General features: G+C 54.1%; 21 protein-coding genes and 2 tRNA genes. 1 reads left to right on the top strand and 22 read right to left on the bottom strand.

Features of this window, described 5'->3' with window-relative positions; all coding sequences use genetic code 11:
• Window positions 1–11 precede the first annotated feature (11 nt).
• From ACXAG1_RS01545 to ACXAG1_RS01470, 16 genes are all read right to left on the bottom strand, one after another.
• Entirely contained in the window at window positions 12–1,346 is a 1,335-nt protein-coding gene (locus tag ACXAG1_RS01545) for a hypothetical protein (protein ID WP_475118732.1), read from the bottom strand.
• A gap of 32 nt (window positions 1,347–1,378) precedes the next feature.
• Window positions 1,379–2,371: a hypothetical protein gene (locus tag ACXAG1_RS01540; protein WP_475118731.1), complete on the bottom strand. Its 993-nt coding sequence runs from the start codon at window positions 2,369–2,371 to the stop codon at window positions 1,379–1,381.
• Between the two features lie 82 nt (window positions 2,372–2,453).
• Complete coding sequence (locus tag ACXAG1_RS01535; protein ID WP_475118730.1) at window positions 2,454–3,860, bottom strand: mannose-1-phosphate guanylyltransferase/mannose-6-phosphate isomerase; 1,407 nt, start codon at window positions 3,858–3,860, stop codon at window positions 2,454–2,456.
• 26 nt (window positions 3,861–3,886) lie between these two features.
• A complete protein-coding gene (locus ACXAG1_RS01530; protein WP_406827617.1) occupies window positions 3,887–4,759 on the bottom strand; it encodes an NAD(+) kinase in 873 nt (290 codons plus the stop codon).
• Window positions 4,760–5,026: 267 nt separating this feature from the next.
• Entirely contained in the window at window positions 5,027–6,124 is a 1,098-nt protein-coding gene (gene rfbB, locus ACXAG1_RS01525) for a dTDP-glucose 4,6-dehydratase (protein ID WP_475093183.1), read from the bottom strand.
• Between the two features lie 20 nt (window positions 6,125–6,144).
• Window positions 6,145–7,062 carry a dTDP-4-dehydrorhamnose reductase gene (gene rfbD, locus ACXAG1_RS01520; protein ID WP_475093184.1) on the bottom strand — a complete coding sequence of 306 codons (918 nt, stop codon included), beginning with the start codon at window positions 7,060–7,062 and terminating at the stop codon, window positions 6,145–6,147.
• A complete protein-coding gene (rfbC, locus tag ACXAG1_RS01515; protein ID WP_475118729.1) occupies window positions 7,052–7,609 on the bottom strand; it encodes a dTDP-4-dehydrorhamnose 3,5-epimerase in 558 nt (185 codons plus the stop codon). The genes rfbD and rfbC overlap by 11 nt, the downstream gene beginning before the upstream one ends.
• A 2-nt stretch (window positions 7,610–7,611) precedes the next feature.
• Window positions 7,612–8,490: a glucose-1-phosphate thymidylyltransferase RfbA gene (gene rfbA, locus ACXAG1_RS01510; protein ID WP_475093186.1), complete on the bottom strand. Its 879-nt coding sequence runs from the start codon at window positions 8,488–8,490 to the stop codon at window positions 7,612–7,614.
• A gap of 118 nt (window positions 8,491–8,608) precedes the next feature.
• Window positions 8,609–9,565, bottom strand: coding sequence for a 1-aminocyclopropane-1-carboxylate deaminase/D-cysteine desulfhydrase (locus ACXAG1_RS01505; protein ID WP_475118728.1), 957 nt, complete (start codon window positions 9,563–9,565; stop codon window positions 8,609–8,611).
• A complete protein-coding gene (locus tag ACXAG1_RS01500; RefSeq protein ID WP_475118727.1) occupies window positions 9,562–10,344 on the bottom strand; it encodes an RES family NAD+ phosphorylase in 783 nt (260 codons plus the stop codon). The genes ACXAG1_RS01505 and ACXAG1_RS01500 overlap by 4 nt, the downstream gene beginning before the upstream one ends.
• Entirely contained in the window at window positions 10,341–10,703 is a 363-nt protein-coding gene (locus ACXAG1_RS01495) for an MbcA/ParS/Xre antitoxin family protein (RefSeq protein ID WP_475118726.1), read from the bottom strand. Before ACXAG1_RS01495 ends, ACXAG1_RS01500 begins: the two co-directional genes overlap by 4 nt.
• A 302-nt stretch (window positions 10,704–11,005) precedes the next feature.
• Window positions 11,006–11,082: transfer RNA gene (locus ACXAG1_RS01490), tRNA-Asp, on the bottom strand.
• A 24-nt stretch (window positions 11,083–11,106) separates the two neighbouring features.
• Window positions 11,107–11,182: transfer RNA gene (locus tag ACXAG1_RS01485), tRNA-Val, on the bottom strand.
• Window positions 11,183–11,360: 178 nt separating this feature from the next.
• The gene (locus ACXAG1_RS01480; protein WP_475118725.1) at window positions 11,361–13,760 is read right to left on the bottom strand and encodes a DUF6351 family protein; all 2,400 of its coding nucleotides are present in this window, start codon (window positions 13,758–13,760) and stop codon (window positions 11,361–11,363) included.
• Between the two features lie 378 nt (window positions 13,761–14,138).
• A complete protein-coding gene (cysC, locus tag ACXAG1_RS01475; protein WP_475093191.1) occupies window positions 14,139–14,762 on the bottom strand; it encodes an adenylyl-sulfate kinase in 624 nt (207 codons plus the stop codon).
• Between the two features lie 497 nt (window positions 14,763–15,259).
• Window positions 15,260–16,159, bottom strand: coding sequence for a 2-dehydro-3-deoxygalactonokinase (locus ACXAG1_RS01470; RefSeq protein WP_475093192.1), 900 nt, complete (start codon window positions 16,157–16,159; stop codon window positions 15,260–15,262).
• Between the two features lie 365 nt (window positions 16,160–16,524).
• Here ACXAG1_RS01470 and ACXAG1_RS01465 point away from each other — a divergent pair, with 365 nt between their 5' ends.
• The gene (locus tag ACXAG1_RS01465) at window positions 16,525–17,133 is read left to right on the top strand and encodes a GntR family transcriptional regulator (protein ID WP_475093193.1); all 609 of its coding nucleotides are present in this window, start codon (window positions 16,525–16,527) and stop codon (window positions 17,131–17,133) included.
• A gap of 166 nt (window positions 17,134–17,299) precedes the next feature.
• On the opposite strand, the gene aldA is transcribed toward ACXAG1_RS01465, so the two are convergent.
• The 6 genes from aldA to ACXAG1_RS01435 all read right to left on the bottom strand — a co-directional run bounded on the left by aldA (window position 17,300) and on the right by ACXAG1_RS01435 (window position 26,952).
• Window positions 17,300–18,769 (bottom strand): aldehyde dehydrogenase, encoded by a 1,470-nt coding sequence (gene aldA, locus ACXAG1_RS01460; protein ID WP_475093194.1) that lies wholly within the window; start codon window positions 18,767–18,769, stop codon window positions 17,300–17,302.
• 3 nt (window positions 18,770–18,772) lie between these two features.
• Window positions 18,773–19,537 carry an SDR family NAD(P)-dependent oxidoreductase gene (locus tag ACXAG1_RS01455; protein WP_475093195.1) on the bottom strand — a complete coding sequence of 255 codons (765 nt, stop codon included), beginning with the start codon at window positions 19,535–19,537 and terminating at the stop codon, window positions 18,773–18,775.
• A 37-nt stretch (window positions 19,538–19,574) separates the two neighbouring features.
• Complete coding sequence (locus tag ACXAG1_RS01450) at window positions 19,575–20,606, bottom strand: zinc-dependent alcohol dehydrogenase (protein ID WP_475118724.1); 1,032 nt, start codon at window positions 20,604–20,606, stop codon at window positions 19,575–19,577.
• A gap of 12 nt (window positions 20,607–20,618) precedes the next feature.
• Entirely contained in the window at window positions 20,619–21,758 is a 1,140-nt protein-coding gene (locus tag ACXAG1_RS01445; RefSeq protein ID WP_475093197.1) for a mandelate racemase/muconate lactonizing enzyme family protein, read from the bottom strand.
• Window positions 21,759–21,861: 103 nt separating this feature from the next.
• Entirely contained in the window at window positions 21,862–24,084 is a 2,223-nt protein-coding gene (locus tag ACXAG1_RS01440; RefSeq protein ID WP_475118723.1) for an agarase, read from the bottom strand.
• Between the two features lie 435 nt (window positions 24,085–24,519).
• Entirely contained in the window at window positions 24,520–26,952 is a 2,433-nt protein-coding gene (locus ACXAG1_RS01435; RefSeq protein ID WP_475118722.1) for a beta-galactosidase, read from the bottom strand.
• Window positions 26,953–26,982 lie beyond the last annotated feature (30 nt).

Genomic DNA, 26,982 nt, shown 5'->3' with positions numbered 1-26,982 from the left:
TCAATTTAATATCAATTATTGAGGCGCCTATACAGGTTCGTAAATAACTCTTCAGACTCAGAAAAATTCATATTTAGCCATTCAAAAAATGGGTAAAATAGCTGCCTCCGGTAACCTACGTCAGCGGTATCAATCACTGAACTCCGCAATTCCGACCTGACGCAGATCGCCGACGACCTATCCGCTTTCAAACGGCTCAACACACCAGGCAATTCATGCATCGTGCATACACGAGCATTCAACTGTAAGCGCTTTGCCTCTCGTGACAGCCAGGACTCCCCCAAGAAAATCAATTGGCAGCTTTTGTCTGCGAGTAGCCATAAAAAACCCGAGGACTTGTTTTGATAGTGATGCACATCATATGTGAATACAAACACATCCAGAGATGACAATGTCGCTTGAATTTCTTCCGCAGGTAAATATCTTGAAATCACTTTTAGCCGCGGCTCGTCTTGAGCAAACTTACGTATTTTTTCTTCTGCTGCCAGTACCCGCGGGCAATTTCCCTGGGAGGTATACTGGATCACTACCTGGTCATCTGCGCCAATAGTGGGAATCACTCGCTCGAGAAGCTCTGGTAACCGATTAAAACCCTTGTCACTTTTGGCATCGCCAAAATAGATTCCAATTTTTTTTCCGGGCTTTTGCACTGCTGGCGGTGCCGCCAAGTCGCCCATTTGAGCCAGGTACTGCGGGTGGAGTGGCAATGGGGAATCCAACTCTAGCAACCGGCCAAAGTGTTCCGCCAATTCATAGTCAGATGCGTACAATTTAACGCTAGCGTATGCCGCGATGGACTTACAGGCCATCTTGTAACTTAACCATTCGGCGACATTCACCACCTCGCCAGTGTGATTCCTACCCGGGTTGTACATCAAACACACCCGATGCTCTACCTGATGACCAGATACTGCACTACCAATTAGCCGTAACGCGAATTGAACAGCCATAAGGTGCACCCACTGCATGGCGGGGTAGAAAATTATTAACTTCCCATTCCGATGTGCTCTTTGCGGAGCGGTAGGGTCGGCCTCGTCGATGAGCACGCTTTCGGTAAATACGCGCTTAAGCGCCGCAAGGTACTCCTTTCCCAGTGCTGCAATAAAACCGTTGGCTTCGGCAATATTTGGCCGGGTAGCGGAATAGCGATAAAAATTCGTATCAAAAAACGGGGTAATCCGTATCTGATCGGTCGCGAATCGCTCTAGGCTTTTCCGTATTTTTCGACTGGAATAGAACTCTACCGGACTGGAACACTCTCCAGATTTCAGCGCACTGTGGACTCGCTCCAGAAGCGCCACATGATGCCCCCCCTTCGGGCCCAAAGCCGGATCAAGTACAATCACTCGGTTTTCCGATATCGCATTCATTGCGCGAACTAGCCCAAAGCGGGGCTATTTTGCATTTTGCGGGCGATGCGCAATACCCTCAGGCTCTCACTACCACCAGCACTGCCGTACTGTTCCAGCACTACTGCGGGTTTGCTTTTGTCGCTCTCATCGAGATACTTCTGATAATACAGCTCCAGCTCTTCTTGCAACTGATGAACTTGCAACAGTGCGAATTCAAGCTCCGCTTTCAAGTCTTGTTCAGCCGCATTCTTTTGGCCAGATAGCTCTCCAAATTTCATTTCTGCCTTGCAACTTGATTCTAGATGCAATGTCTCGAGCTCTTCCTGAAGTTGGTGAATCTGAAGATGTGCTAATTCGAGGTCTGATGGAAGCTCTTTCGGAGTAATTGCAAACTGTCCGATTTTATTTTCGCGATTGACCGTTTTATGTAAATAAGTGGTCAATACGCTCAAGTCAGGCTTAATTTCGGCATCTAACTCGTCGTCTTGGCGAGGGAGGGAGGACGCAACCAATATTTCCTTATATAAATTTCCGCTGTGTACGTGTCGCTCAGCCAAGAGATTAGCAAGAGAAACAATTATCGGGTCGGCAGCAGCTTCTGGAAATTCCGGCAACCTTTCCATATCTAACCCACAGCTATTCAATACCGCCAGGCAATCTGCAGGCCTTTTCCGCAGGTCGTCCTGAGTAAAAAGAACAGCTGACGCAGTACGATTCCGCTGAAAAAGGTCGAGGAGTTTCTGCGACTCCCGTAGCCATTCATCTAACTTTTCGTCGATGCCTGCATTTCCCTGCTGCAGTGTTCGAATGGCATACTCGGACGGCGACTCAACCAATAGCAGCACCATTGCCTCTTCAAGCAGCTTCGCATCGATAAGACTCGGATCTCGCACAAAATCTATTCGGGGTGCTACGGTTTTTCCCGGGTCAACTGGCTCCGCTTGCCCGTGAACACATCCAGTTTCTACGAACTCTCTATTGAGCGCCTCGGCAAGCAGACTACTCCATTGACATGCCATGGGCGACCCCAATGAGCAAATTATAAGATTCGCCGGCTGACGCGTTAGAGATTGGCTATTCACAGAAACTCCCAAATTCTTCTCAGTTTCGCCCATATACATCATCAAAACGCACTATGTCATCTTCTCCAAGATAACTTCCGCTTTGCACCTCAATTAGCTCAATAGGCAAGATACCGGGGTTGCTTAATCGGTGCTTTGCGCCAATCGGGATATACACGCTTTCATTCTCAGAAAGCATTATTTGCTCACCATCCCTTTCAACAACAGCAGTACCAGATACCACAACCCAATGTTCCGCGCGGTGGTGGTGCATTTGCAGTGAAAGGCTGGCACCTGGATTGACGGTAATTCGCTTTACCTGGAAACGCGGGCCGCTGCCGATGGAATCGTATTTGCCCCAGGGTCGCGCCACTTCCCGGTGGATTTCGTGTTCGTCCCGGCCAGCGGTTTTGATTTTACTGACGATCGCCTTCACTTCCTGGGCGCGATCTATCGGCGCAACCAGGGTCGCATTCTTTGTATCCACGATCACCAGGTCTTCAATGCCTACCGCGGCAACCAGGTGGTCTTCACCAAACACCAGAGAGTTTTTGCAGTCTTCGAGAATGACATCCCCAAGTGCAACATTTCCTGCGTTGTCCTTATCCAATGCCTCCCAGAGAGACGACCAGGAGCCTACGTCTGACCAGCCGCACGCCAGTGGAACAACAAATCCACGATTTGTTTTTTCCATTACCGCGTAGTCGATACTGTCTTCTGGGATTGCGTTGATATCATCCAGGCGGAGCTTTACAAAATCGCTTTCTACTTTTGCATTTTCTATCGCCGCAACCGAAGTCCGGTGTATCGCTGGTGCATGGCTCGCGAGCTCCGCCAGAAGGCTCTTTGCGGAAAACAGAAACATACCGGCATTCCAGTAATAATTTCCGCTCTCGATATATTGCTCTGCGGTTGCTTTATCCGGTTTCTCAACAAATTGGGCAATAGGAAGAACCTGTCCATCTTCCCCTTCTGCTTTCTGGATATAGCCATAGCCAGTTTCCGGTGCGGTCGGTATTATTCCGAACGTCACCAGGCCACCACTTGCGGATTTCTGCAGACCAACATCAATAGCTCGGTGGAAGCTCTCAACGTCTTCCAATAGGTGGTCTGCAGGAAGTACCAGCAGGTTTGTTGACTCGTCCTGCTGTGTGGCAGAAATAGCGGCAAAGGCGATCGCAGGGGCGGTGTTACGACCCGCCGGTTCAGTGATCATGGTGAAATCTTCGAAGCCGATATCCTGGGCCTGCTGCGCCACCATAAAGCGGTGATCTTCATTGCAGACAATAATCGGCCGATTGAATCCCCGTACACGCTCGAGAGTTTGCTGCAGCATGGTTTGCTCCCCAGTGAGACTGAGAAGCTGCTTCGGTAGCATTTTTCGGGATTTGGGCCAGAGCCGTGTTCCGGAGCCACCGCATAAAATTACGGGGGTAATACTCGTCATTGGAAGTTTAAACCTCAAACGTACTTTTAATTATTTTGCCAGTTCAATTTCGAACGGCACGTCTCGTAAAAATTGTGGCCAATCGGATGGATCAGTGTCAGCCGGTGCGGCTTTTTGTGAATTCTAATCACGTCGCCCGGCTCCGTGATTACCTGATCATGCCCATCGCAAGTTACATACGAGTGCGTTGTATTGTGCCCGCTAACAACAAGCTTGAATTCGCTACTGCCCTCAACGACGATCGGCCTACTGCTTAACGTATGCGGATTAAGGGGCACGACCACAATAGCATCCAGCTTTGGATGCATTATTGGGCCCCCACCCGATAGTGCATATGCGGTAGAACCTGTCGGCGTCGAGACAATCAGGCCATCGGAGCGCTGGGTATATACGAACTGACCATCGATAAACAGGTCAAATTCGATCATGCGGATATATTCACCAGGGTGAATTACCACATCATTGAGTGAGGAGCCTTTACCGACGGGTTTGCCGTCGCGGGTAACGGACATATCGAGCAGAAAGCGACTCTCGGCCATATACTTGCCGGCAAGCACTTCACCTACTTTTTGCTCAATTTCATCGGGAGTGATATCGGTCAGAAAGCCTAGGCGGCCACGGTTGATACCAAGGAGTGGGACGCTAAATTTAGCCAGTGCGCGTGCCGCAGCCAGCAGACTGCCGTCACCGCCTACAACGATGACCAAATCGCAAAGCTCGCCAAGCTTGTCTTTGCTGGATACGCGAGCGTTGTGGCCTGCAACATCATTCGCCGTATTCTTTTCAAGAACGACGGAGTAGCCCTCCCGCTCAAGAAACGCCATTAGGCGTTTGAGCGAGAGAACCGCACTTTCGCTTTCCGTTCGGCCAATAAGGCCGATATTCTGGAATTCCGACACCACTCCCCCAACCCAACTGGTGCCCGAATTTAGGGCCCTTGCAACGTTAACTTTATTATCAATACCGGCATTTTAATTCGAAACCGCGCGGAGCCAGCAGCACTTCCACAAGTATCCGGCAGAACAGCCGATTATGCCTTATGCAATATCTGGAGTCGAACGAGACTGAACGTCCGTACCAACTTGGTATTCACCACACCGCTGTCAGCTCACCAATCACTTATCGAGGTGCCAGCATCAACCCAGATCGGTCAAATTTTGCACAAATCAGCCGCTCAGTAGCTCACGCCACCAGCCCTCATTCTCCAGATACCATGCTACCGTTTTGCGAATACCGGTTTCAAAGCTCTCTACCGGCTCGTAACCAAGCTCACGACGGCTTTTCTCGGCATCAATGGCGTAGCGCCGATCGTGGCCCGGGCGATCCTTGACGTACGCAATTAATGCAGTGCTATTCGCGTTAATTGCAGATATTGCCTCTGGGTATTTTTTCGCCAGATCAGGCTGTTTAGCAAAAGCTTCATCCAGCAAATTACAGACCAGCTGAACAATCTCAATGTTTTGCCATTCATTGTGGCCACCAATATTGTAATTTTCGCCAGGCTGTCCCTGCGTCAGTACAAGGTCAATACCCCGGGCGTGATCCTCCACATAGAGCCAGTCGCGAACCTGCTTACCATCTCCATACACAGGCAGAGGCTTGTTGCGCAGGATATTGGTGATGATCAGGGGGATCAGTTTTTCCGGGTAGTGGTAGGGGCCATAATTGTTCGAACAGTTTGAGGTAGTGACCTCCAGACCGTAAGTGTGGTGGTAAGAACGCACCAGATGGTCTGAGGCAGCCTTACTCGCCGAATACGGCGAATTGGGGGCATAGGCGGTTAGCTCCGAAAACGGTGGGTCGTTTGGATCCAGCGTTCCATACACTTCATCGGTACTAACGTGATGGAATCGGTGCTTGATGGGGTCCAGGCCATCCGCTGCAGGCAGGTCCAACCAGACTTTTTTTGCGGCTTTCAACAGGCTATATGTACCGATGATATTGGTTTCTATAAACGCATCCGGCCCGGTGATGGAGCGGTCAACATGGGACTCCGCCGCGAAGTGCACAATGGTGTCGAGCTTGTGCTGGGTCAGCAACTGCTCGACCAGTTCCGTATCGCAGATATCGCCCTGTACAAACGTGAAGCCAGGATGCTCCTCTACAAGCGAAAGACTGGCACGGTTTCCCGCGTAGGTGAGTGCATCCAGTACAACAACGGTGTCTTGTGGGTATGCAGCCAGCCAGTAGTGTACGAAGTTGGCCCCAATAAAGCCTGCGCCGCCAGTGACCAATAATTTTGCTGGCGCTTTGCCTGAACTCATGAATTATTCCAAACCGCTTGTTAATTTTCTTGTTGAGCCAACTCGAGAAGCATGGACTCGAGCTGGCTGCGCCAATGCTCGGGTGTCACACCAAAAGCGTGCTCGAACGGCGCCTTATCGAGCACACTATATGCCGGTCGCGCACCGGGAGTTGGGTAGTCCGTATGGGGGATGGGCTTGATTGGGATTTTGCGCTCAAGCAGGCCTCTTGCCAGTGCCAATTCCTGGATCGCAACCGCGAAGTCGTACCAGGAAGCAACACCTGCATCTGTCCAGTGAAAGACCTGCCCGGGATTGACCGCTTCAGACTCCACTAACTGCTCCCCGGCCCGCCAAATGGCTTGCGCCAGCGAGTATGCCCAGGTAGGCGTGCCGACCTGGTCATACACCACATTAAGCTGTTCCCGAGCGGGATCACTCATTAGCCGGAGCATGGTTTTTACAAAATTGCTTCCGTGGCTGGAATATACCCAGGAGGTCCGCAAGACAATACTGCGCGGCAGGTGCCGCTTGAGTACTTCGAGCTCGCCGGCGAGCTTGCTCTCCCCATAAACACTCAAAGGGTTGGTGTCGTCGGAGCAGGTATAGGGCGTGGAAGACTTTCCGTTGAAAACGAAATCCGTTGACACATGTACCAGCGCGGTGCATTCCTGGAGTGCGACAGCGTCGGCGATATTGGCAACCGCGTGCTGATTCAAGGCAAAGGCGGCATCACGGTCTGACTCGGCTTTATCGACCGATGTGTACGCAGCGGCGTTAATCACCAAGTCCGGTTTATATCCGCCAATGGCATCGGCGACTTGTGCGGGGTCTAGCAAATTGATTTCGGCGCTTCCCAGCCGTTCAACCTTCCAATTTACCGGGCAAGTACGATGAAGCTCCCAGGCTAGCTGCCCGCTTTTGCCAAATACCAGCGCCCTTTTTACGTCAGCGCACATAGGGAAGCCTCGGCGCCTTGCTCAGGGGCAGCCCCTGCTCATCTTTTTCCGAGAGTTGCGGTTTTGCGCCATTGATCAGAGGCCAGGCAATGCCAACTTCCGGATCATCCCAGCGCAGACTGTATTCGCTCTGCGGGTGGTAGTAATCCGTGCATTTGTATACAAATTCTGCGGAGTCAGAGGTGACATAAAACCCGTGGGCAAATCCCGCAGGCACCCAGAACTGGCGATTGTTTTCCGCTGACAGCAAAGTGCCGGTCCACTGGCCAAATGTAGGAGACCCCTCACGCATGTCCACAGCCACATCAAACACTTCCCCATGGACCACACGCACCAGCTTTCCCTGTGTCTGCTGCGCCTGGTAATGCAAACCGCGTAAAATGCCATGTGCCGACTTGGAATGGTTATCTTGTACAAAAGTGACATCGGCAATATGCTCACGGAACCAGCTGTCCCGGAAAGTTTCCATAAAGAAGCCGCGCTCGTCACCGAAAATTCTGGGTTGCAGAATTTTAACGTCCGGCAATTTGGTATTGATTATTTCCACGCTTAAAATACCCGGTCTTCAATCACTTGCAGCAAATATTCTCCGTAACCGCTTTTCAGCAGCGGCTGGGCGAGGATCTGTAACTGCTCGGCAGTGATATACCCCATTCGGAAAGCCACCTCTTCCGGGCATGCAATCTTGAGCCCCTGGCGCACTTCGATAGTTTGTACGAAGTGGTTGGCTGCCAGCAGGTTGTCGTGGGTGCCCGTATCCAGCCACGCGGCTCCACGCCCCATCACTTCAACGTTTAATGTGCCGGCTTCCAGGTATGCCCGGTTTACATCTGTAATTTCAAGCTCTCCACGCGGAGATGGAAGAATAGACTTTGCGATATCAATGACCTGATTGTCATAGAAATACAATCCAGTTACTGCGTATTTCGACTTGGGGTGCGCAGGCTTCTCCTCGATCGACAACGCTCTACCGTCTTCATCAAATTCAACAACTCCGTAGGCCCGAGGGTCGTTGACATGGTAGCCAAATACTGTTGCCCCTTTTACCTGACCTGAAGCCCGCTGCAACAGATTCATAAAGTCATGGGAGTGGAAGATGTTGTCACCGAGCACCAATGCGCAGTCGTCGCCACCTATAAATGACTCACCAATAATGAATGCCTGGGCGAGGCCGTCTGGAGAAGGTTGTTCAGCGTATGACAGGTTAATCCCCCACGACTCACCCGAGCCGAGGAGATTTTGGAAAGCCGGCAAGTCCTGAGGGGTTGAAATAATCAGGATATCTTTGATACCCGCCAACATCAGCGTCGTCAGGGGGTAGTAAATCATCGGCTTGTCGTAGATTGGGATCAGCTGCTTACTGACAGCCTTCGTCAGCGGGTAGAGCCGACTTCCGGTCCCCCCGGCTAAAATGATTCCCTTACGCACAAAACCCCCTCGTAGCGTATCATTGCTATAAAATTCGCGAGTGATTATGCCGAACCTGAACGCACACGTCGAACCACAATATTTTAGATCAAAAAATAGACAGCCCTTACGCTAACGCCTAGGAAAAACCCCTGCTTCCCTGTAACCCCCCGGTGTGCAATAGGAGAATTTTTTTCCGCTCAAAGGGAGCCTGAGAAACAAAGTTGCACTGGCTGGCATACTCACTTAAACCCAAACCGGCCTTCGCTGTATAAACACGCTCCAGGGGTATTTCGCTCGCCCTCGCAAATACTTCACTAAACCGCTTTAACCGATCATCGGTCCTGGCGTAACCACCACAATGACAACCAGCCACGACTTTGATTGCATGACGGCACACCGTGGCACAACCCCCGCTCCAATCACTTGCCACCTGCTGTATAGCCGAGGCAGCTTTTAATACAGCAACGCCATTGACCATCACCTCTCCGACTTGCGCGCCACCACCTGCTAAAGCCCCAAGTGTCAAACCGGTACCAGCTGCTAACCAGTACTCCTCAAAGTTTACAGGACGGGTTTCGCCAATCACCTCGCTCAACATTTGGACACCCCGAGCACCCTGCACATTCGCCCCGCCCTCCGGCACAAACCAGTACCGGTCACCAACCAATCCCAACCGCGACCAAAACCCGCTCTCATCCCGCTCCCGATAGACAGCCCGGGAAACAAATCGCAATTCCATCCCAAACCGTTCGGCGTCCTGCAACATCGCACTCAGCGTCGGCGGCCTCTCGCCGCGAATGACCCCGATGGTTTTGAACCCAAACCGCTGCCCCGCAGCGGCTGTCGCGTGGATGTGATTCGACCAGGCACCACCGCAGGTGACAATGGCATCTTTACCCTGATTCCGCGCCTCCACCAGGTTGAAGATCAGCTTGTAGGCTTTGTTGCCTGAAATAACGGGGTCAATAAGGTCATCGCGGCGGATCCAGAGGTCGATTCCGGGAAACAGGTCAGACTCAATCTGCTGATAAGGTACATTCCTGGCGGCCTCTACAAAGGCCTCCAGGCTCAGCTCTGTTAGATAGCGGATCATGCGGGCTGAGGAATCTGGCCGGATGCCTGAAACAGTTCTCGCGGGAAATATCTGGTCTGAACCCCACTCCCAGACTTGACGAGAAAGGTCACACCATCGATTGAAGACTCGGCAGTAACTTCAGCTTCCATGGTAGGCGGGCGGCGCAAAAGCGCCTGAGGTGTAAACAAGGCTATATTGATGCCCTCCGCACCAGTCATCGGCAGTTCCACCAACCCGGCGGACAGCGCGCGCGCAGACGGGACCTCAAGTCCCTGAACACCCACCTCTCGCGCCTGTGCACCCAACTGCTGGCAAAAGCGATACTCCGAGCAGTGGGTGATTTGCGGCCAGTGCGCCTGCCAATCCGCCGACTGCAGGCGAACACCCGGATCTGCGCAGTACTTAGCGGAGAAAACCTGATGGAAGCTGGTGACGGGGGCGACTGGGGACTGCTCCATATCACTGATAAACAGCAGCCGATAGTAAGCAGTCTCGGCAAGTACAGTGTCGATGGTTTTACTACCGTAAAAAATACCACTTTCGGCGACGCCACCAAAACGCGAGCCCCACGGGAGCGGCGGGTAGCGAAATGGCGTTGCAAGTAGGTAGTGCAGGTCCTCACTTCCCTGTAGCCTCGCGGGCTTGCTCTGCTCAAGGAGATTTTCCAGCACTTCCTGTTTTTGCAGACTGTCGACAAGGCCGCGGGTGGCGACTTCTTCCTGAGATTCAATAATGCGGTAAAGGCGCCCGAACAAGCGGATAGTGGACTGGCGGATTTTATCGCGCAGGTCAATCACACCTTGCCCCGCATGGCATCAAGATAGGTAACAATACGCACCAGGCCGTCAATGCGACGGGCAACCTCTTTGGGAACGCCGTTCAGTGCGCGATTGGCGGTGGCAAACCAGGTTCTGGCTCCCTCCTCTCCGCCCATCAGGACAAAGGCGGATCGGTAGGCTCGAACCAGTAACAGAGCCAGCTGGCCTTCGGCACTGTGCGGGGCGAGACCACTGCGGCGGCGCAGGGTGCGGTCATCCAGATGAATGATTTCGCTGAGCTCTTTCTTTTTCAGGCCCAGATGATTGGCGGTGTTGAGGGTTGCCTCGAGGAGGACCTGTTCTTCACAGACTTGCGGGGTATGGGCTGGACTGGCCATTTTGCCTCCGAGCTTAAATTAGAGGACACATGACCTAAATATATTCCCATTTTGGACAAATGGCAAATACCTCCATGGCGCCGCCCCGGCCGGTTTGACAGATACAAAAAAGGCCCTGTTCGCAAGCTAGCCAACATTTTGCCAAGTTCAGGACGGGACTGATTCGCGGCTGCGCCACTCACCCTTCGGGCGCCTTTGGCGTCCTAAATCGCTTTGCGATTTGGTCAAACGGGGGCTTTCGCACGCCGATCCAACAGATACAAAAAAGCCCCTGATCTTTCGATCAGGGGCTTTTTTGTATCTGGCGGACCGGACGGGACTCGAACCCGCGACCTCCGGCGTGACAGGCCGGCATTCTAACCAACTGAACTACCGGTCCGCGGTAGTGCTTCCTTTGAGGAAGTGGTGGGTGGTACAGGGGTCGAACCTGTGACCTACGCCTTGTAAGGGCGCCGCTCTACCAACTGAGCTAACCACCCTTTCGGGCAACTGTTATTCAAGCTAAAAGCTATCAAGTTTTCCGTTTTGCTCTGGGCTTGTCCCCCGAGAGCGAGGCGCATCTTACCGGACTGTGGTTTAGAGTCAACAAAAAAGACGCCAAAAAATTCAAAAACTTTCCGGCGCCTATTTATTGACCTAAGTCGTTGATTTTTCGAGCTAATCTTCCTCCGGGACTGCATCTACTGACACGGGGGTCGGCACGACTTCATCCTTCAATTCCGGCTCAGCGGCAATCTGCTCTGGCTGCAAGCGATAGTCAGCATTTATCGGCTGGCCAGCGATGATGACGGGTCCACCCTGCTGGAATAGCGGGCCTTTTGGACGCCCAATGTCGGGCTCGTTATAGTTGCAAACCCCATCCGGGAAGATCCGCCGCATATCATCGATACGCGAAACAATCGCTCCAGTAGCCGCGCCATAGGTATCTTTGGCGATAGCCCGCTCCAGTGGCTGCAACGCACACTTGAACACATCACCGGTTATCGGTGCGCCGGCCATTTGCCGGGGAGTGCTGTAAATGGGGTAACGCTGCATACAGGCACCGTCGGATTTATGGTTCCAGGCGCCGTCCCAAACCTCCGGACCCGCCGCCAGTACATTTCCGCTCTCGTCGAAACAACGATCTGTCGCCTCTACCGGCTTGTTGCCAGCAACGCCCCGCTCAGGATTTTCAGCAATTTTCTGGATCCAGTGGTCAATAATGTCGAGAGCTTCGTCAACTGGGTCATACTTCTTGTGACTCATCCAGATCAGCTGATTTTCTGCATGCCCCCGCGCCCGCCGGATACGCTCGCGGCTCGAGAAGGAAGCGAGGCTATGATGCATATCCAACTCTCCATCGAGGTAATGCCGCAAGTCGACGATGGGGATCTCTACATCTCCTAGAAATACATGCCCTGACCGGTAAATCCCCTCTATAGCTTCAACGTCCGCAACACTTCTGGGGGCCGGATTATCCAGGCCACCCAGGTTCATATTGTGCTCACTCCACACCGATAGCTCGACAGGGAATACATCCCCATTCATAAACCAGAGCTTCTCACCGCCCTGCTCCGTCGGATCTTTCCAACCACCGATAGTTGCATTCAGACGCAGGAACTCATCGATATCGATCTTGCCCTGCTTTAGTGCGCTCAAGCCATACTGAACACCCTGATTATCCCAGGCACTGTTGGCGTAGCCGTCTTGCCCCGCGCCATAGAAATTCCGCAGATCTTCCCAATGTGTCCAATGGGTCTTTTCTGCCACCGAATCCGCAAAACTGGCGCTGAAATGAATAAAATTCGGATTGTTCACCAACGGTACCAAACCTCTCCAGCCCTGCACACACTCGGAGGCTCCATTGGCGGTACCCTTATAGCGGCCATCAAATAACCCTACCGCGTCTTCCAGGATTTTGAATCGATGCTCGAAGCCAGCCTTGGTCGCAAGGCCGATGATTGCTTCGCGCTCGGAAACTTCCTTCCACCGCTCATTACCCGCGGCTACCACATCAAAGTAATATTCAAGTGGCTCGCAATCGAAAACATAAATAGTCTGACTCACCATATCCGGATATGAATAGAGTGGTAACGCCGCATCCAGAACACCGGGGGCATTTTGTGCGATCAGGTATTGCTGAATAGCGCCGCCGGAGCCACCGATACCGACGGTATACAAAGGCTCTTCATATATTGCGGCGAATTGTTTTTTCAAGCGCCGGGCAGTATCTTCAGCCAACCAGATATTGTAATGATTACTGGTCTGGTTCGCGGTGGAGTACACAACGGCGTAGCCGCGCGCAAGCTGGTCTTCGCGACGCTCAACGATGTGATGACGCCCGATATCTCCCTGGCTGCGCCCGATACCTACACCACCGCGAAATTGATAGATCAGCCGCTTATTCCAATTACTGGTATTCGGATTTTCTGCCGTTTCACCGTCGCCTCTCAAAACGGCAATAGCGTAAAAGAAGCGGTTAATAGTGCCTGTTTCCAGGCGCACCACAAAGTCGGTAGTGCGGCCGTTGACAGTGACCTGATCAACATCCCCATTCGCATCCTCCAGTGGATGGAATTGGCCATCTATCGAGCTTCGATAAAAATAGGACACGGAGGTTGCGTGGCTACAGTCGCGGCTATAGCCAACCACTTCATCCGTCTGTTCCCCTTTTTCATTAAGGTCAAAAATCGGAATACCCTCACCGCTGTGATTGTCGACCAGCGGCTGCTTATTGGTTACCTTATTTTGACCACATAAAAATGGATACGTAGACGGCCCGGAAAAAAGTGTTTCAACAGGGCCGCTTTCACCAATGGCAATTGGGAAAGGAAAATAATCTGTGGGGCGACCGCTCTTCCGTGGGTGATCCCCGAGGTAAGCCGACTGCGGGGAGTGATCCAGCGCCCCTTCGGGAACTCCCACCACCGGTGCTTTGGGCACACCGGGTAACCTTGGCAAATTCTCGTAAACAAACCAGGTGCCCAGCCCAAGCAGAACAAAAAGTGCGACAGCAAAACTTGTCACCACACGCCGAACCCCAAATCGCGCAGTCAAATTCCTTGCGCTCCAAGCCATATGCGCCTCCGTACGCTATGTATCCCTGTGCACCGAAGAGACGAACCTTTCGTCATCAAAAACTGCGGGCACAGCAACAGTATATGTGGCGCCGGGAAAAGCGTGGGCCGGTTGGCGGGCGAGATTACTCGAAGAATATTTGGCAGGGGTTGTCGTTTAAAACTTAGACAGCAAGGAGGGAGAAATCAAAGAACTTAAGTATCGGAACTTGGGTGGCAGGAGAACATTTGGCTAATGTTGCTTCGGTGGCTGGGCCAACGAGGATTTCGATGACTCCCAAACCCGTCGGAGCTAGGAGCCTGCTTGCAGGCGAACCTGTTGGGAGGTTTTTAGAACCCCGGGTTCGCCGCAAGCAGGCTTCTACAAGAAGCGTCGAAATTAGACGATGATACCGCGGTCCTGAAGGGACTTGATCACCGCTTCAACTTCTTCTTCCAATGTCATTTTGTCCGTGCGCAAATGAAGCTCTGGTGCCTCTGGCGCTTCGTAGGGATCATCGATACCGGTGAATCCACGGATTTCGCCGGCGCGGGCCTTCTTGTAGAGGCCCTTGGGGTCGCGTTCTTCGGCCGCTTCCAGGGAGCAGTCTACAAACACCTCCATAAACGGCAGGTCGCCCTCTTTGTGGACCTTGCGCACCATGGCGCGGTCGTCCGCATACGGGCTGATGAAGCTGCTCAGAACGACTACGCCGGTATCCGCAAACAGCTTGGAAATCTCGCCCACGCGACGGATGTTTTCCTGGCGGTCTTCCGCGGAGAAACCCAGGTTGGAGTTGATACCGAGGCGGATATTGTCGCCATCGAGACGGTAAGTCAGAACGCCACGGGCCGTCAGCGCTTTCTCTACAGCAACCGCAACGGTGCTTTTACCGGAACCGGACAGACCGGTGAACCACAGAGTCACACCTTTATGACCCAGCATTGCCGCACGGTCACCACGGGTAACTTCACCATCGTGCCAATGAACATTGGTTGCCTTACGCTCGACTACTTCCGTCACGCTCTTCCCCTAAGTACTTTTTTGAACTTGCTAATAGAAAATCCCGACTGATTCCCCAGCCGAAAAAGATAGAACTGGCGCGCATTATCCTAGATCGCCCCAGTGTGGGTAAAGGCAACCGATAGAACAATACCGTCCCAAAACCAAAAAACCCGGCATATAGCCGGGTTTGCGGGACCAAAAGGTCAAATATGGGGTGGCCGACGGGGATCGAACCCGCGACCTCAGGAGCCACAACCAGATCTAAAATCATTATAAATCAATGACTTATGTGGATCGCAGTGGTAAGCCACCCCGTTGATGACACCCTTGTAACCCGCATGGCGCCGTGATGTTGCAAATGTTACCACACCACCGAGCTGTATATATGCACACCACTTTACTACCGCAGTAAAATGGTCACGTCGCACCGCAATGGCCCAGGTTTCGGACGTACAACGGGCCAAGACTCAGTCTTCATGTCAACTGGATTCCGGTCAAACTAACACTCCTGCCGATCAAAATAAGCACTCATCACCAATAGCCCACAATCCCAGCGCGGAGTAGGTGCTTCCGGAATAGTGCTTAAAGGCGAGGCCAAAGTATTCAAGTGCCCGGCCATAGGGCTTTGCTAAATAGTCCCCACAAATTAAGTGGACAAGGCTCCCTTTTTCCAGTGATCTCGCCATGGCAGCCACTTCACTTCCTATCAGCAGCCCTGATAGGTACACCGCGCTGGCAGCTATCGGTTGCAGGCCCAAAACCCCACGACTTCTAGCATTGAAAAGCTGATGAATCAGCCCGGTCTCATCAGCACTGGCTGCTAAGCCCGCATGAAATGCTTCGGCACAGTATTCCTGTTCCCCTTGAACCAACACGCTGTAGTCATTGAGTAGAGCGTAGAGCTCACCAGTGAAAGCTGTGCTGAAGCTACAGATCTCGCCACCTTCAATTTGGACCCACTTGCTGTGGGTTCCCGGCAGGCAGAGGGTGCTCCTCGCCTGCTCCTCTGGGCTTGCCTGGGTCAGCCAGCCTACCACCTGGGTCTCTTCTCCCCGCATCACGTCAGCAGCGCCCGTATTGCTTATGCGCTTTACACCGGGTACACACCAGGCGTTCAGGTCGGTATCCGGAATCTTTACCAGATCCCGGGCAAGCGAAGTCTTTGAAGCCGGACAGTCGACATAGGGCGCTTCATACCAACCAATGCCGGACCCCACCATGCCACACAGGATCACAGGGCAATCAGACCCACCTATCGCCGACAGCTGCACCTTCAAGTAGGCTTCCATATCCGCCTGTTTGAGGTTTTTTACCCCACAATCGGTACTGATCTGTGAAACTATTTCTCCGTGCTCACCAACCCTCATCAGCCGAAAACTACTGGTTCCCCAGTCACACACCAAAACTTCACTCATTGGGGCACCCCGACGACCTATTTGAATTATCTATTGGTTGATTGTTGACCATTAACGGACAATCCATATTGATCCGCTCTCGAAACCACTGATTAGTTGCTCGAAGGTCCCGTAAACACTAGATTTAACCAGCTTAATTGTTGATTGTTAACAGTTTAATGGCGATTTTTTTGTTCGTCTGGGGTACTATCCCTTAATCAGGTACCTGTTGTAGATTTGTTACAAGTCGCTGCAGCTTTTCTAGGGCCAGTCACGTCGGTAGATAGAGCGAGCATGGGCGTACAGGGCAAGAAGCTTGAGCTAAAGAACGTCAGACACGGTGGGACAGACTCCCCACCCTAGGATAATTGGTAGCAGAATCCATTATGCGTGAAGCCACAAAGATCATTCCGGTGCGCGAGCAGATCGCGGACCAATTGCGCTCCGACATTATTTCCGGAGAGCTAGCCCCCAGCACAAAACTCAACGAGCAGCAGCTCGCCAATCGTTTCGGAGTCTCCCGTGGACCGGTGCGAGACGTACTTTTGCAGCTCACCAAAGAGGGGCTGCTAGTCGCCAAAAACAACTGTGGCGTATCGGTAAACAGTGTGCTGGATCCGTCCATGCAGGAACTGATGGTGGATATCCGCCGGCGTATCGAAGTGTTCGCCATCTCCCAGCTGAAAGGCAAGCTGTCAGAAATGGATTTTGCCGAGCTTGAGGATATTCTGGTACGCCTGCAAGACGCGTTTGACGCGCAGGAATTCAACGAGGTCACCAAAGCGGATATCGATTTTCACCGCTACCTGGTGCAGGCCGCTGGCGGCGATGAGCTGACCAACCTCTGGTACCCCATCGTGCTGCGTATGCGCATGAACTACAAGCGTATTTCCAAGCCGAAAGACTGCGTGGACGAGCACCGCGCGATCCTGCAAGCGCTCAAGGCCAATAAAATCAATGTGGCGACCACTGCACTTCGCGCCAACATCAAATAATACCGAATCCGCACACGGAGCCCGGCCAAGTGCCGGGCTTTTTTATGCCCGGAACTTATGGCGAAAATAGCCACAAAGCAAAAATAAAAGATAAAAAAAGCGGGGACTTAGAGTCCCCGCAAAGGTGTTCATCCTGATGAGATGAAAGGAAGAGTCCAGAGGCTGCTCAAGCCTCCGAAAGATAAACCGTTTTCTTGTCCACATACTGCTCAAGGCCGTAGCGGCCGTCTTCACCGCCGATACCGGACAGCTTCCAGCCATTGTGGAAACCCTGGTGCTGCTCGCCGATACCGCGGTTCACATACACCTCGCCCACTTCCATTTCCGCGATGGACTGATGGATGTAGCGCAGGTTTTCGGTAAATAGATAGGCGGACAGGCCGTATTCGCTGTCGTTGGTGTATTCGATCACCTGATCGATGCTGGAGATTTTTACGATGGGCAGAATCGGCCCGAAGGTCTCTTCGTGTACCAGGACATTGTCCTGTGTCACATTGCCCAGCACCGTGGGCTCATACCAGTTGCCGCCTTCAAAACCTGCAACCTGTGCCGGCTTGCCACCGGTGAGTAGCTCGGCGCCCTGGGCAATACTTTTCTGCACCAGTTCGTGAATATGCTCGATCTCCCGGGCATTCACTTTGGGGCCCATCTGGGTGTTTTCGTCCAGCGGGTCGCCGACCTTCAGTGCCTGCACCTTGGGCAGGAATTTGGCCATAAAGGCGTCGTACACACTCTCGTGCACATACAGCCGCTCGGCACAGGTGCACACCTGACCGCAGTTGGCGTACCGGGTCCAAAGCGCGGCCTCCGCGGCTTTATCCAGGTCCGCATCTTCCATCACAATAAACGGCGCCTTACCGCCCAGTTCCAGCATCACCGGAATCATGTGCTTGCCACTGGCCTGGTGAATGATCTGGCCAGCGCGGGTGCTGCCGGTCATGGTGATCATTGCGGTCAGCGGGCTCTCGCACAGGGCCTGACCGACAATGGAGCCTTCGCCGTTGACGATATTCAGCACCCCTGCCGGAATACCCACTTCGTTGGCGATGCGGCCGAGCTCCATGGTGGTGAGCGGGGTTTCCTGGGTGGGCTTGATCACAATGCTGTTGCCGGTGATCAGGGCCGGGCCAATTTTGCGGCCGGCCAGTGCCAGCGGGAAGTTCCACGCAGTAATCGCGACCACCACACCGCGGGGCACCTTGTGGATGTAGATTTTTTCATCTTCGTTGTCGGACGGAAGAATATCCCCTTCCAGGGTCAGCGCGTTGTCGCAGGCGTATTCAATGAAAGTGGCGGTTGCGCCAACTTCTCCGCGTGCAACACTGATCAGCTTGCCCTGCTCTTTCACCAGCAGTTCCGCCAGGGCTTCGGTTTCCTCACGAATCGCCGCGGCGAATTTACGCAGCAGTGCAGCGCGATCCCGCGCGGTGCGCTTGGCCCAGGCTTTTTGCGCGGCCTTGGCAACCTGCAGTGCCTTGTCTGCATCTTCTGCGCAGCCCTTGGGAATACTGCCGAGCACTTCGCCGGTGCTGGGGTTCAGCACTTCGATAATGCCGTCCGCTTTGGAGGCGATGTACTCGCCATTCACAAAGTTGACGTTGTTTTTCAAGGCATTATTTTTCAGTTCGAGAGCCATGAGTTATCTCCCCATCCAGCCGCCGTCTACCAGGACGACGCTGCCATTCATATAGTTGGAGGCTTCACTGGCCAGGAATACGATCGGGCCCTTGAAGTCTTCCGGCTCACCCCAGCGCCCCTGGGGAATACGCGCGAGAATACTGCTGGCGCGCTCACTATCTTCGCGTAGTGCCTGAGTATTGTCCGTAGCGATATAGCCCGGCGCTATCGCATTCACGTTGACGCCCTTGGACGCCCACTCATTGGACAGTGCCATTGTAATCTGGCCGATGGCGCCTTTACTGGCCGCGTAACCCGGCACCGTAATGCCACCCTGGAAGGTCAGTAGCGATGCGGTAAAAATGATCTTGCCCGCACCGCGCGCCGCCATTTCCTTGCCGATCTCCCGACTCAGGATGAACTGGGCATTCAGGTTTACTTCAATCACTTTGTCCCACAGGTCATCGCCGTGCTCGGCCGCCGGTGCGCGCAAAATAGTGCCCGCGTTGTTCACCAGAATATCGATCTCTTTATGCTCACTCTTTACCTTATCAATAAAGGCATACAGAGAACTGCGGTCGGAAAAATCGCACTGGTAGGGGAAAAACTGTTTGCCCGCGGCGGCCACTTCGCGGCCTACCTCAGAATCATTCAGATCCAGATTGGCGGAGACACCGATCACGTCCGCGCCGGCTTCCGCCAGCGCCACGGCCATGGCCTTGCCGATACCGCGGTTGCAGCCGGTGACCAGGGCTTTTTTGCCGGCGAGGCTGAATTTATCCAACATAGTATTTCTCACTTCAATTCGTTCTCGGATGTGCGGCTCAGTCTTCAGCGCCGCAGGAAACCAGCGCTTTCATGCCGGACGGATTGCCATCCATGGAGGCGAATGCGCTGCCGATATCATTCAGTTGTGCGACCTTGCTGATAAATGGCACCAGGTCGATCTTGCCATTGGCGACCATCTCAATGGCCTGCTCGAAATCCGCCGCTTCGTATACGCGGGCACCCACCAGTTCCAGCTCGCGCCAGAAGAACTTGAACAGATCCAGCTGTGGCTTCTGGGAGTGGATGGCCACCATACAGATGCGTCCGCGCACGGCAGCAATGTCGGTCATGGCATCCACCGCGGGCTGCACACCGGACACTTCAAAGACCACGTCTGCGCCCTTGCCGCGAGTCCAGTCTTCCACCGCCGCTTTCAGATCCTGCTCGATGGGGTTTACCGCCAGCGCACCGGTTTTCTCGGCAAACGCGCGACGCTCCGGGCTCGGTTCTGAGATCATTACCTCGGCACCAATACCCAAGGCAACCTGGGCCACCAGTTGGCCGATAGGACCACCACCAAGAATCACCGCTTTTTCACCGGCCTTCAGGCGCGCACGGGAGATATCGTGGCAGGCTACCGCCAGCGGCTCGATCAGTGCGCCCTGCTTCAGGGAAACGTTTTCCGGCAACTTGTGCAAAGTGCGGGCTTTGACATTCCAGTAGCTCTGGAAAGCACCGACAGAGTCGATACCCATAAACTTCAGGTTGTGGCAGATATGGCTGTGACCTTCATCGCAGGCCGGGCAGTCACCGCAGTAATCCAGCGGACGCACGACAACGCGCTCGCCCACGGCGTAATCCTTTACGTTTTCACCCACCGCATCCACAACTCCGGACATTTCGTGGCCGACAACCTTGGGCGGCTGAACACGCTGGTCCATCACACCGTGGTAGATGTGCATATCAGTTCCGCAGATTCCCACGTAACCGACCTTGAGACGAACCTCATCCGCCGCTGGTGCTTCGCAGCGACCTTCCACAACTTCAAACGATTTGTTGCCGACATACTGTGCAGCTTGAGCTTGCATGAACTTCACCTGTTAAGAATGCTTGACCAGATGTGGTCGCAGCAGAGTTTCATCAAAAGTCACCCCGGTACCCGGCTCGTTAGAGGCAACAGCGCGGCCGTTTTCGAGCACAATCGGGCGGGTGGTGTATTCGTCGATGGGGAATGAATGCACTTCCAGGTAGCCGGCGTGGGGCTGGCTCGCCATCAGCGATACATGCAGTTCGTGCATGCCATGGCTGCACACCGGCAGGTTGTGCGCGTAGGCCAGTTCCGCCACTTTCAGCCAGCCGGTGATACCGCCGATATTGGAGGCATCTGGCTGCAGGAAACCGAGCTTGGCCTGGGCGATGGCATAGGTGAACTCGTGCACCGTGTGCAGGTTCTCCCCCATCGCCAAGGGAATATTGATGGCGTCGGCAATACGGCCGTACCCCAGGTAATCATCGGGAATAGTGGGCTCTTCAAACCAGGTGATATCGCAGTGGTCGATCGCGCGGCCAAAGCGCACCGCCTGCTCCACGGTCATGGAATAGTTGGCATCCACCATAAAGGTGACGTCATCACCGATCAGCTTGCGCACTGCTTCCACGCGGGCCACGTCTTCCCGGTAGTCTTCCTTGCCCACCTTGATCTTGACCGCGTTAAAGCCGCGCGCCAGATAGTTGCAAATGTTGTCCAGCAGTTTGGGCTCAGGGAAATTCAGATCGATGCCACCGGCATAGCATTTGGTGGTATTCCCAACGCCGCCGGCCACCTTCCACAGGGGCAGATTCAGACGTTTGCAGCGCAGATCCCACAGGGCGATATCCACCGCCGACAGCGCAAAGCTCAGCAGGCCACCGCGGCCAACGTAATGCAGGTGAGACTGGATCCCCTCCCAGATGGCGAAGATATCCGAGGCATCGCGGCCTTCCAGCAGCGGCTGGATATCGTCCTGCAACAGCGAGTAAATGGCGCGACCGCCGCGACCACCGGTGTAGGTATACCCCACGCCCTCCAGGCCGTCCTGGCAGCGCACACGAAACACCAGAACCTCAAAGTGAGTATGGTCACCGTGGCGCGCATCGGAGAGTACTTCTGCCAGGGGAATCTGGTAATACTCAACCTTGGTGGCGGCGATGGTGCTCGAAGACAGCAGTTCTTTCGCCTGCTCTTGTACTTCCATCAGCATGGAGGAACCCCAAAATCCGTGATTTCTTATTAGCACTTCAATACATCCATTGATTAGACCTCAATCAATGAAACCATTGTATATTGTTAACAATTAACATCAATCATTTTTTTTGCCCATATCGCCGCGGATACAGTTCCCGGTTCAGCGCCTGGGCTGCGGCCACCAGCGGGCCGTAGGGCTCATCCGCCACGGTGACAAAGCCGACGTTGTAGTTCTCGCCATCCCAAGCGCGCCCGGAGGCCGGCGAATCGATGTACTGGAACCACTGGGCACCCACAAACCAAGGGTTATCAATGATGGTGCGCATATAGTCGCGGAACATGGCGCCCCGCTCCTGCTGGCTCTCGGCGGAAACCAGACCGGCATGGAAGCTGCCAGAATCCGTGGCGCCCATATGGAACTCCCCGATAATCGAGGGTTTGTCGATCTCGGCGAGAAAATCCCAGTTGTCTGCCGCGAGGCCCTCGGTATAGAGGTTGTAACTGACCACATCCACATGGGCAGCGGCACCGCGCACCACTTCCGGGGTCATACCCCAGTCGGCAAAGCGCGCACCAAGGAACAGATGATTGGGCATTACCGCCGCCAGCTCGCGCTGCACCACTGAGAAAAATTGTTTGGAAAGCGCTTCCAGTAAAAGGGAGAAATCTTCGCGCAGCGGCCCCGCAATGGGCTGCTTGCCGCCGGCAGACTCGGCAAGGTCAAACCCGCGGGAGAATGCGGCCCAGGAATCCACCGGGTGGGACCAGGCGCGGGACAGGCTCTCCACGCTGGTGTATTTGCTTTTCAGGATATCGACAAATGCCGCTTTAGCCGGGCTATCCACCGCATCCCGGGTCAGGGTATGAATGATCAGACCGAAGTGGCCGGCATCGGTTTTTGTGTTGCCCCAGCTCAGCTCATTTTCGATGTACACGCCCATACACCAGGGGTCGTCCTCGACTTCCGAGGCAACCTGAGCGACGGTGCGCTGAACGGATGCGGTAAATTCAGGATCAAACGGATCGTGCAGCGGCCCCCAGTAGTCATCGCCGCTACTGACTCTTTTATGATTGCCGCGAATCCAGCCGTTGGCCACATACGCCACCTTGCCGTTGTCATACAGGGAGGGATCGGCCCAGTTCCCGAGAGTGGTAAATCCCCAGGCCAACTGGCGATCAATAGTCACCTCGCGCCAGCGCTGCATAAATTCCGGGCCGTACTTGCGCTGCAGATTGGCCCGATAAAAACTGAAGCCCTGCCCTTTTTCCACCGGCCCCGTGTGTACTACCGGGCGGTAAAAATAATGCGCCGCGAGCGGATCATCGCTATCCGGCAACCACTGGAACAGGTTGCGTCGCAGCTCGGATGCAATGGTCTTCCCGTCTTCGGTTTCTGGATTCGCAAAATCCTCACCGGTCATGGTGACCGTGTTATCCATGCGCATATTGTCGACACCGGTGGCAAAAAACAGGTACCCCTCGGGATCGATCAGCGCCCACTGGCCATCGACTTTTTGCGTTCGAAAATATCCCGTTGCCTTATACCGCGGCCCCTCGGCCCAGCCACCAAACCGGGAGCGATCTGTAAATCCAGCTGGGCCGGAAAACTGTTCCGCCTCGCGCTCGGCACTTTCGCGTAGCCCGTCGTCACTGTGGATTTTTTCCGGGTAATCCTCGGGCACATACTGGCCGTACTGATCGAAAATTCCCTGCAACTTCTGCGGCTGGAAATCGCCATTGCCCGCCAGGGATATATCCTCAATCACCAGAGTCCGGTCACTGAGGATACTTTTCATATTGAGTTCGAGACGGCGGATATTCGCCAGATCCAGTGACTTGCTGCCCCACATCCAGGTCATCGCCGTTGCGGCGTTGTCATAGAGTGCGGGCGCATCCCGCATACCCGTATCCAGGGCAAGTGCCGGACCATTCAGATCGAAATAATAAGTACCGGTCCCGCCCGCGGGCACATTGAACGAGCGGGTACCGTAAGTCTCATCATCGTAGACTGACACAAACAACTGCGCCGAGTGGTCCCCGGGATTGGTTACTTTCAGGGACAGACCGATATTCTCCCCGGTACCACTCCAGTCCCAGCCGGAATCCGGGGCAAGATCCAGTCGCGGCTCGTAGGTGTTTTTGGAGAAAATCGCCTGCAACGGGGAGATTCCGGTGTCCACCGACAGTCGGGAAAGCGACACTCCCTGCCCTTCCACACCTGCGGGGATCCCGCGACCACCAATCAATAAAACCGGCGGGTATTCGTGCTCATTGCCCGGACCCGCAACTACTGCGCCTTTATCGCCTGGCTGACCGCAGGCAGACAGCAGCACAAGAGGCACAGAAAGCCACAGGATTCCGAAGCAAATTTGCTTCAACAGACATTGAACTGAGGAAGAAGAGATCGACATTGAGCTACCCGGAACCAAAAGATCGTCATTCTGTTTTATCAACAATATTTTGTTAACAATCTACAGTCATCCAGACTCAATGTAAACGTTTCAATGTCCCTTGAGGGGCTTAAACCTTTGTTTTACCAATAAAAAAAGCGCGATGCCCTCTCGGGCACCGCGCTTGTCTCCATCGCCCGGCTTTTGGCGCAGGCACGTTTGAACCACCTATCTGTTCGAGCAGGCGTCGATGCCGGGTAGGGCTTTCCAGGACCTTCCGCGAGAGGGACCTCGTGGAAGAGCCCCCATGGACGGGTTCACGGCGTGTCCTGGGAAGCCCTACCCGGCAGCGTCGCCGCCACCGAACTATCTACAGCGCTCGAAAAATCACTCGACAGGCTTCACATCGCCAAAGCGGCGCTCATACAGCCCCTCGTGGACTTCCTTGGCCGCTTTGACCATTTCCACGTAAGGCACGTCCGCCACGGAAACAAATCCGTTGGCATAGTTCTCGCCATCGTAAGCGCGGCCCGTAATCGGCGAATCCATGTACTGGAACATATGCACACCCACAAACCAGGGGTTGTCGATAAACGAGTGCATATAGTTCTTGAACATACGGCCGCGGTCTTTCTGGTCCGCAGAAATCACAATCCCCGGATGGAAGTGGCCCTGATCGTCGGAACCGAAACTGAACTCACCGATCAGACTCGGCTTGTCGATCTCCGCCAGAAAATCCCATTTGGACGGCACCAGCCCCTCCTCGTAGAGGTTGTAGCTGATAATGTCCACATTCTTGCCGGCGGCCTTGACGATTTCCGGAGGCATGCCCCAGCTCGGCAGACGAGAGCCAAGGTACAGGTGGTTCGGCATGATGGACTTCATCGCCTTGCGAATGGTGCCGAAATACTGATTGCCGTACTCGAACAACAGGGTCGCATAGTCTTCGCGCTGGGCTTCGGTAGTGAGACTGGAATCCATCCCCTTCTCGAACGCTTCCCAGCTCGCCACTTCTTTATTCCACGCGTTATTCAACGCCTCGATGGTGCCGTATTTTTCTTTCAGCACTTTGGTAAACGCGGCCTTGGCCGGGGTGTCCGCGCCATCCCGCGACAGCGCATTGATCACAATACCGTAATGCAACTCATCACTTTCCAGTCGACCGAAGCTCTGCTCATTGTCGAAGAAAATGCCCATGCACCAGGGGCTGTTGTCAATCTGCTGGCTGACCGATTGTGCAGCCACCACGGTGCGCTGGTAAAAGCGCGGATCAAACGGATCCGGCACCGGATGCCAGAAATCAAAGCCACTGGAAAGCGTGCTGAACTCACCGATGATGTCCGCAAAGGCCACAAACGGAATGCGCTCCTCGCTGTAATAGGAATCCGCCGCCCAGTTACCCAGGGAAGTGAAGCCCCAGTCCAGCATGCGGTCGATGGTGACTTTCTGCCAGGTATCCAGGTAGGACTCGGGATAGGTTTCCCCGTAACGGCGCTCTAAATTGGCGCTGTAAAAACTGAACGTTTCACCGCGTTTGAGCGGGCCGGACTGGGTCTCGCGGCGGTAGCCGTAGTGATTCCCCAGGTCATCGTCGTAACCGGGCAGCCAGTTGAACATATCGGCGCGGGTTTTGGAGATCAGTTCTCGGGTCGCCCAGGCTTTTTCGTCCACCCGGTTCAGGGGCTGATCGTCTTCGGCAATGACTTCATCGGCGCTGCGTTTGGGAATCAGGTCCTGATCGTAGTCGTATCCGGTAATGGTGGATGAGTTGGACAAGCGGATAATGTCGATACCGGTGGAGAAATACAGGTAACCCTCCGGATCCACGATGGCCCACTTGCCATTGACTTTTTCCGTGCGGAAATAGCCGGTGGCTTCCAGTTGCGGGCCATTTTTCCAGCCGCTGAATTTGGAGCGGTCGCTGTTGGGCTTGCCGGAAAGACTCGCCAGCTCTTCTGCCACTACCTTTTCCAGTTCTTCATCGGAGTGGATCTTGCCTTCGTAGTCCACCTTGGCGTTCTGACCGTACTTGTCCAACAGTCCGGTGAGGAAATTTTCATCCATGGCCGGGTTTGCCCGCAGGCGCAGATTGTCGATGGTGTACTGGCGATCGCTCAGGCTGCCGTCGGAGCCAAAAGAAATCTGGGTAATGCCACTCAGATCCAGCAGCTTCTTGCCCCAGAAGGAATGCAGCATAATATCGTCGGACTGCCAGGTTGGCGGGTTGGAGCGCAGACCAGAGGCAAAATTGAATTCGTTCTGTGCGGCCGCTTTCGGATCTTCCTGGTCGTGCCCGTGCAGCTTGGCGTAATAGGTACGGTACACACCATCGGCAGGTACCACCAGGCCGCGGGTGTAGAAATCCCCATTCTTATCGCCCATGGTGACATCGATCTGAACGGACTCGTCACCATTGTTGGCCACATCAAACGCCAGGTTGAAGTCGGAAAACTCACTCCAGTCCCAGGCTTCCGCCGGCTGAATCACCAGGCCCGCGCCGTTGTTTTCCTGCAGTTTCAACTTCACCTGCAGCGCCTTGCCACCGGCACCATCGTCTACCAGATTCGCGGTGCCATTATTGACCTGCACCGATGCGGGAATCCCACCCTCGTTAAAGTTTTCGAGGAAAAAATCTTCGGCCAACAGGTTGGAGTCCGCAGAGACTTTCGCAACCGCACTGGATTCACCCCCCTTGTCACCGGAAGAACACGCAGCCAGGCCACCCAGGGTGGCGGCAGCAACGGCCAGGCTCAGCACGGAGCGCAACAGCAGCTGGCGGGAATACTTGGAAGTGGTCTTGGTTTCCATCGTCTTACTCATTCTAATTATCAATTTTCATCAATGCTGGAA

It is taken from the genome of Microbulbifer sp. ABE4_465 (assembly GCF_056160765.1).
The sequence above is the reverse complement of the archived record's forward strand: the minus strand, read 5'-3'. Positions and strand labels throughout refer to the sequence as shown.

Excerpts from the sequence above, each read along its gene's own strand:
- rfbB (WP_475093183.1), bottom strand. The coding sequence starts at position 6,124 with ATGAGTTCAGGCAAAGCGCCAGCAAAATTATTGGTCACTGGCGGCGCA.
- rfbD (WP_475093184.1), bottom strand. The coding sequence starts at position 7,062 with ATGTGCGCTGACGTAAAAAGGGCGCTGGTATTTGGCAAAAGCGGGCAG.
- ACXAG1_RS01470 (WP_475093192.1), bottom strand. The coding sequence starts at position 16,159 with ATGAGTGAAGTTTTGGTGTGTGACTGGGGAACCAGTAGTTTTCGGCTG.
- ACXAG1_RS01445 (WP_475093197.1), bottom strand. The coding sequence starts at position 21,758 with ATGCTGATGGAAGTACAAGAGCAGGCGAAAGAACTGCTGTCTTCGAGC.
- ACXAG1_RS01495 (WP_475118726.1), bottom strand. The coding sequence starts at position 10,703 with ATGGCCAGTCCAGCCCATACCCCGCAAGTCTGTGAAGAACAGGTCCTC.
- ACXAG1_RS01540 (WP_475118731.1), bottom strand. The coding sequence starts at position 2,371 with ATGGCATGTCAATGGAGTAGTCTGCTTGCCGAGGCGCTCAATAGAGAG.
- ACXAG1_RS01480 (WP_475118725.1), bottom strand. The coding sequence starts at position 13,760 with ATGGCTTGGAGCGCAAGGAATTTGACTGCGCGATTTGGGGTTCGGCGT.
- ACXAG1_RS01435 (WP_475118722.1), bottom strand. The coding sequence starts at position 26,952 with ATGAGTAAGACGATGGAAACCAAGACCACTTCCAAGTATTCCCGCCAG.
- ACXAG1_RS01455 (WP_475093195.1), bottom strand. The coding sequence starts at position 19,537 with ATGTTGGATAAATTCAGCCTCGCCGGCAAAAAAGCCCTGGTCACCGGC.
- ACXAG1_RS01535 (WP_475118730.1), bottom strand. The coding sequence starts at position 3,860 with ATGACGAGTATTACCCCCGTAATTTTATGCGGTGGCTCCGGAACACGG.
- aldA (WP_475093194.1), bottom strand. The coding sequence starts at position 18,769 with ATGGCTCTCGAACTGAAAAATAATGCCTTGAAAAACAACGTCAACTTT.
- ACXAG1_RS01465 (WP_475093193.1), top strand. The coding sequence starts at position 16,525 with ATGCGTGAAGCCACAAAGATCATTCCGGTGCGCGAGCAGATCGCGGAC.
- ACXAG1_RS01450 (WP_475118724.1), bottom strand. The coding sequence starts at position 20,606 with ATGCAAGCTCAAGCTGCACAGTATGTCGGCAACAAATCGTTTGAAGTT.
- ACXAG1_RS01505 (WP_475118728.1), bottom strand. The coding sequence starts at position 9,565 with ATGATCCGCTATCTAACAGAGCTGAGCCTGGAGGCCTTTGTAGAGGCC.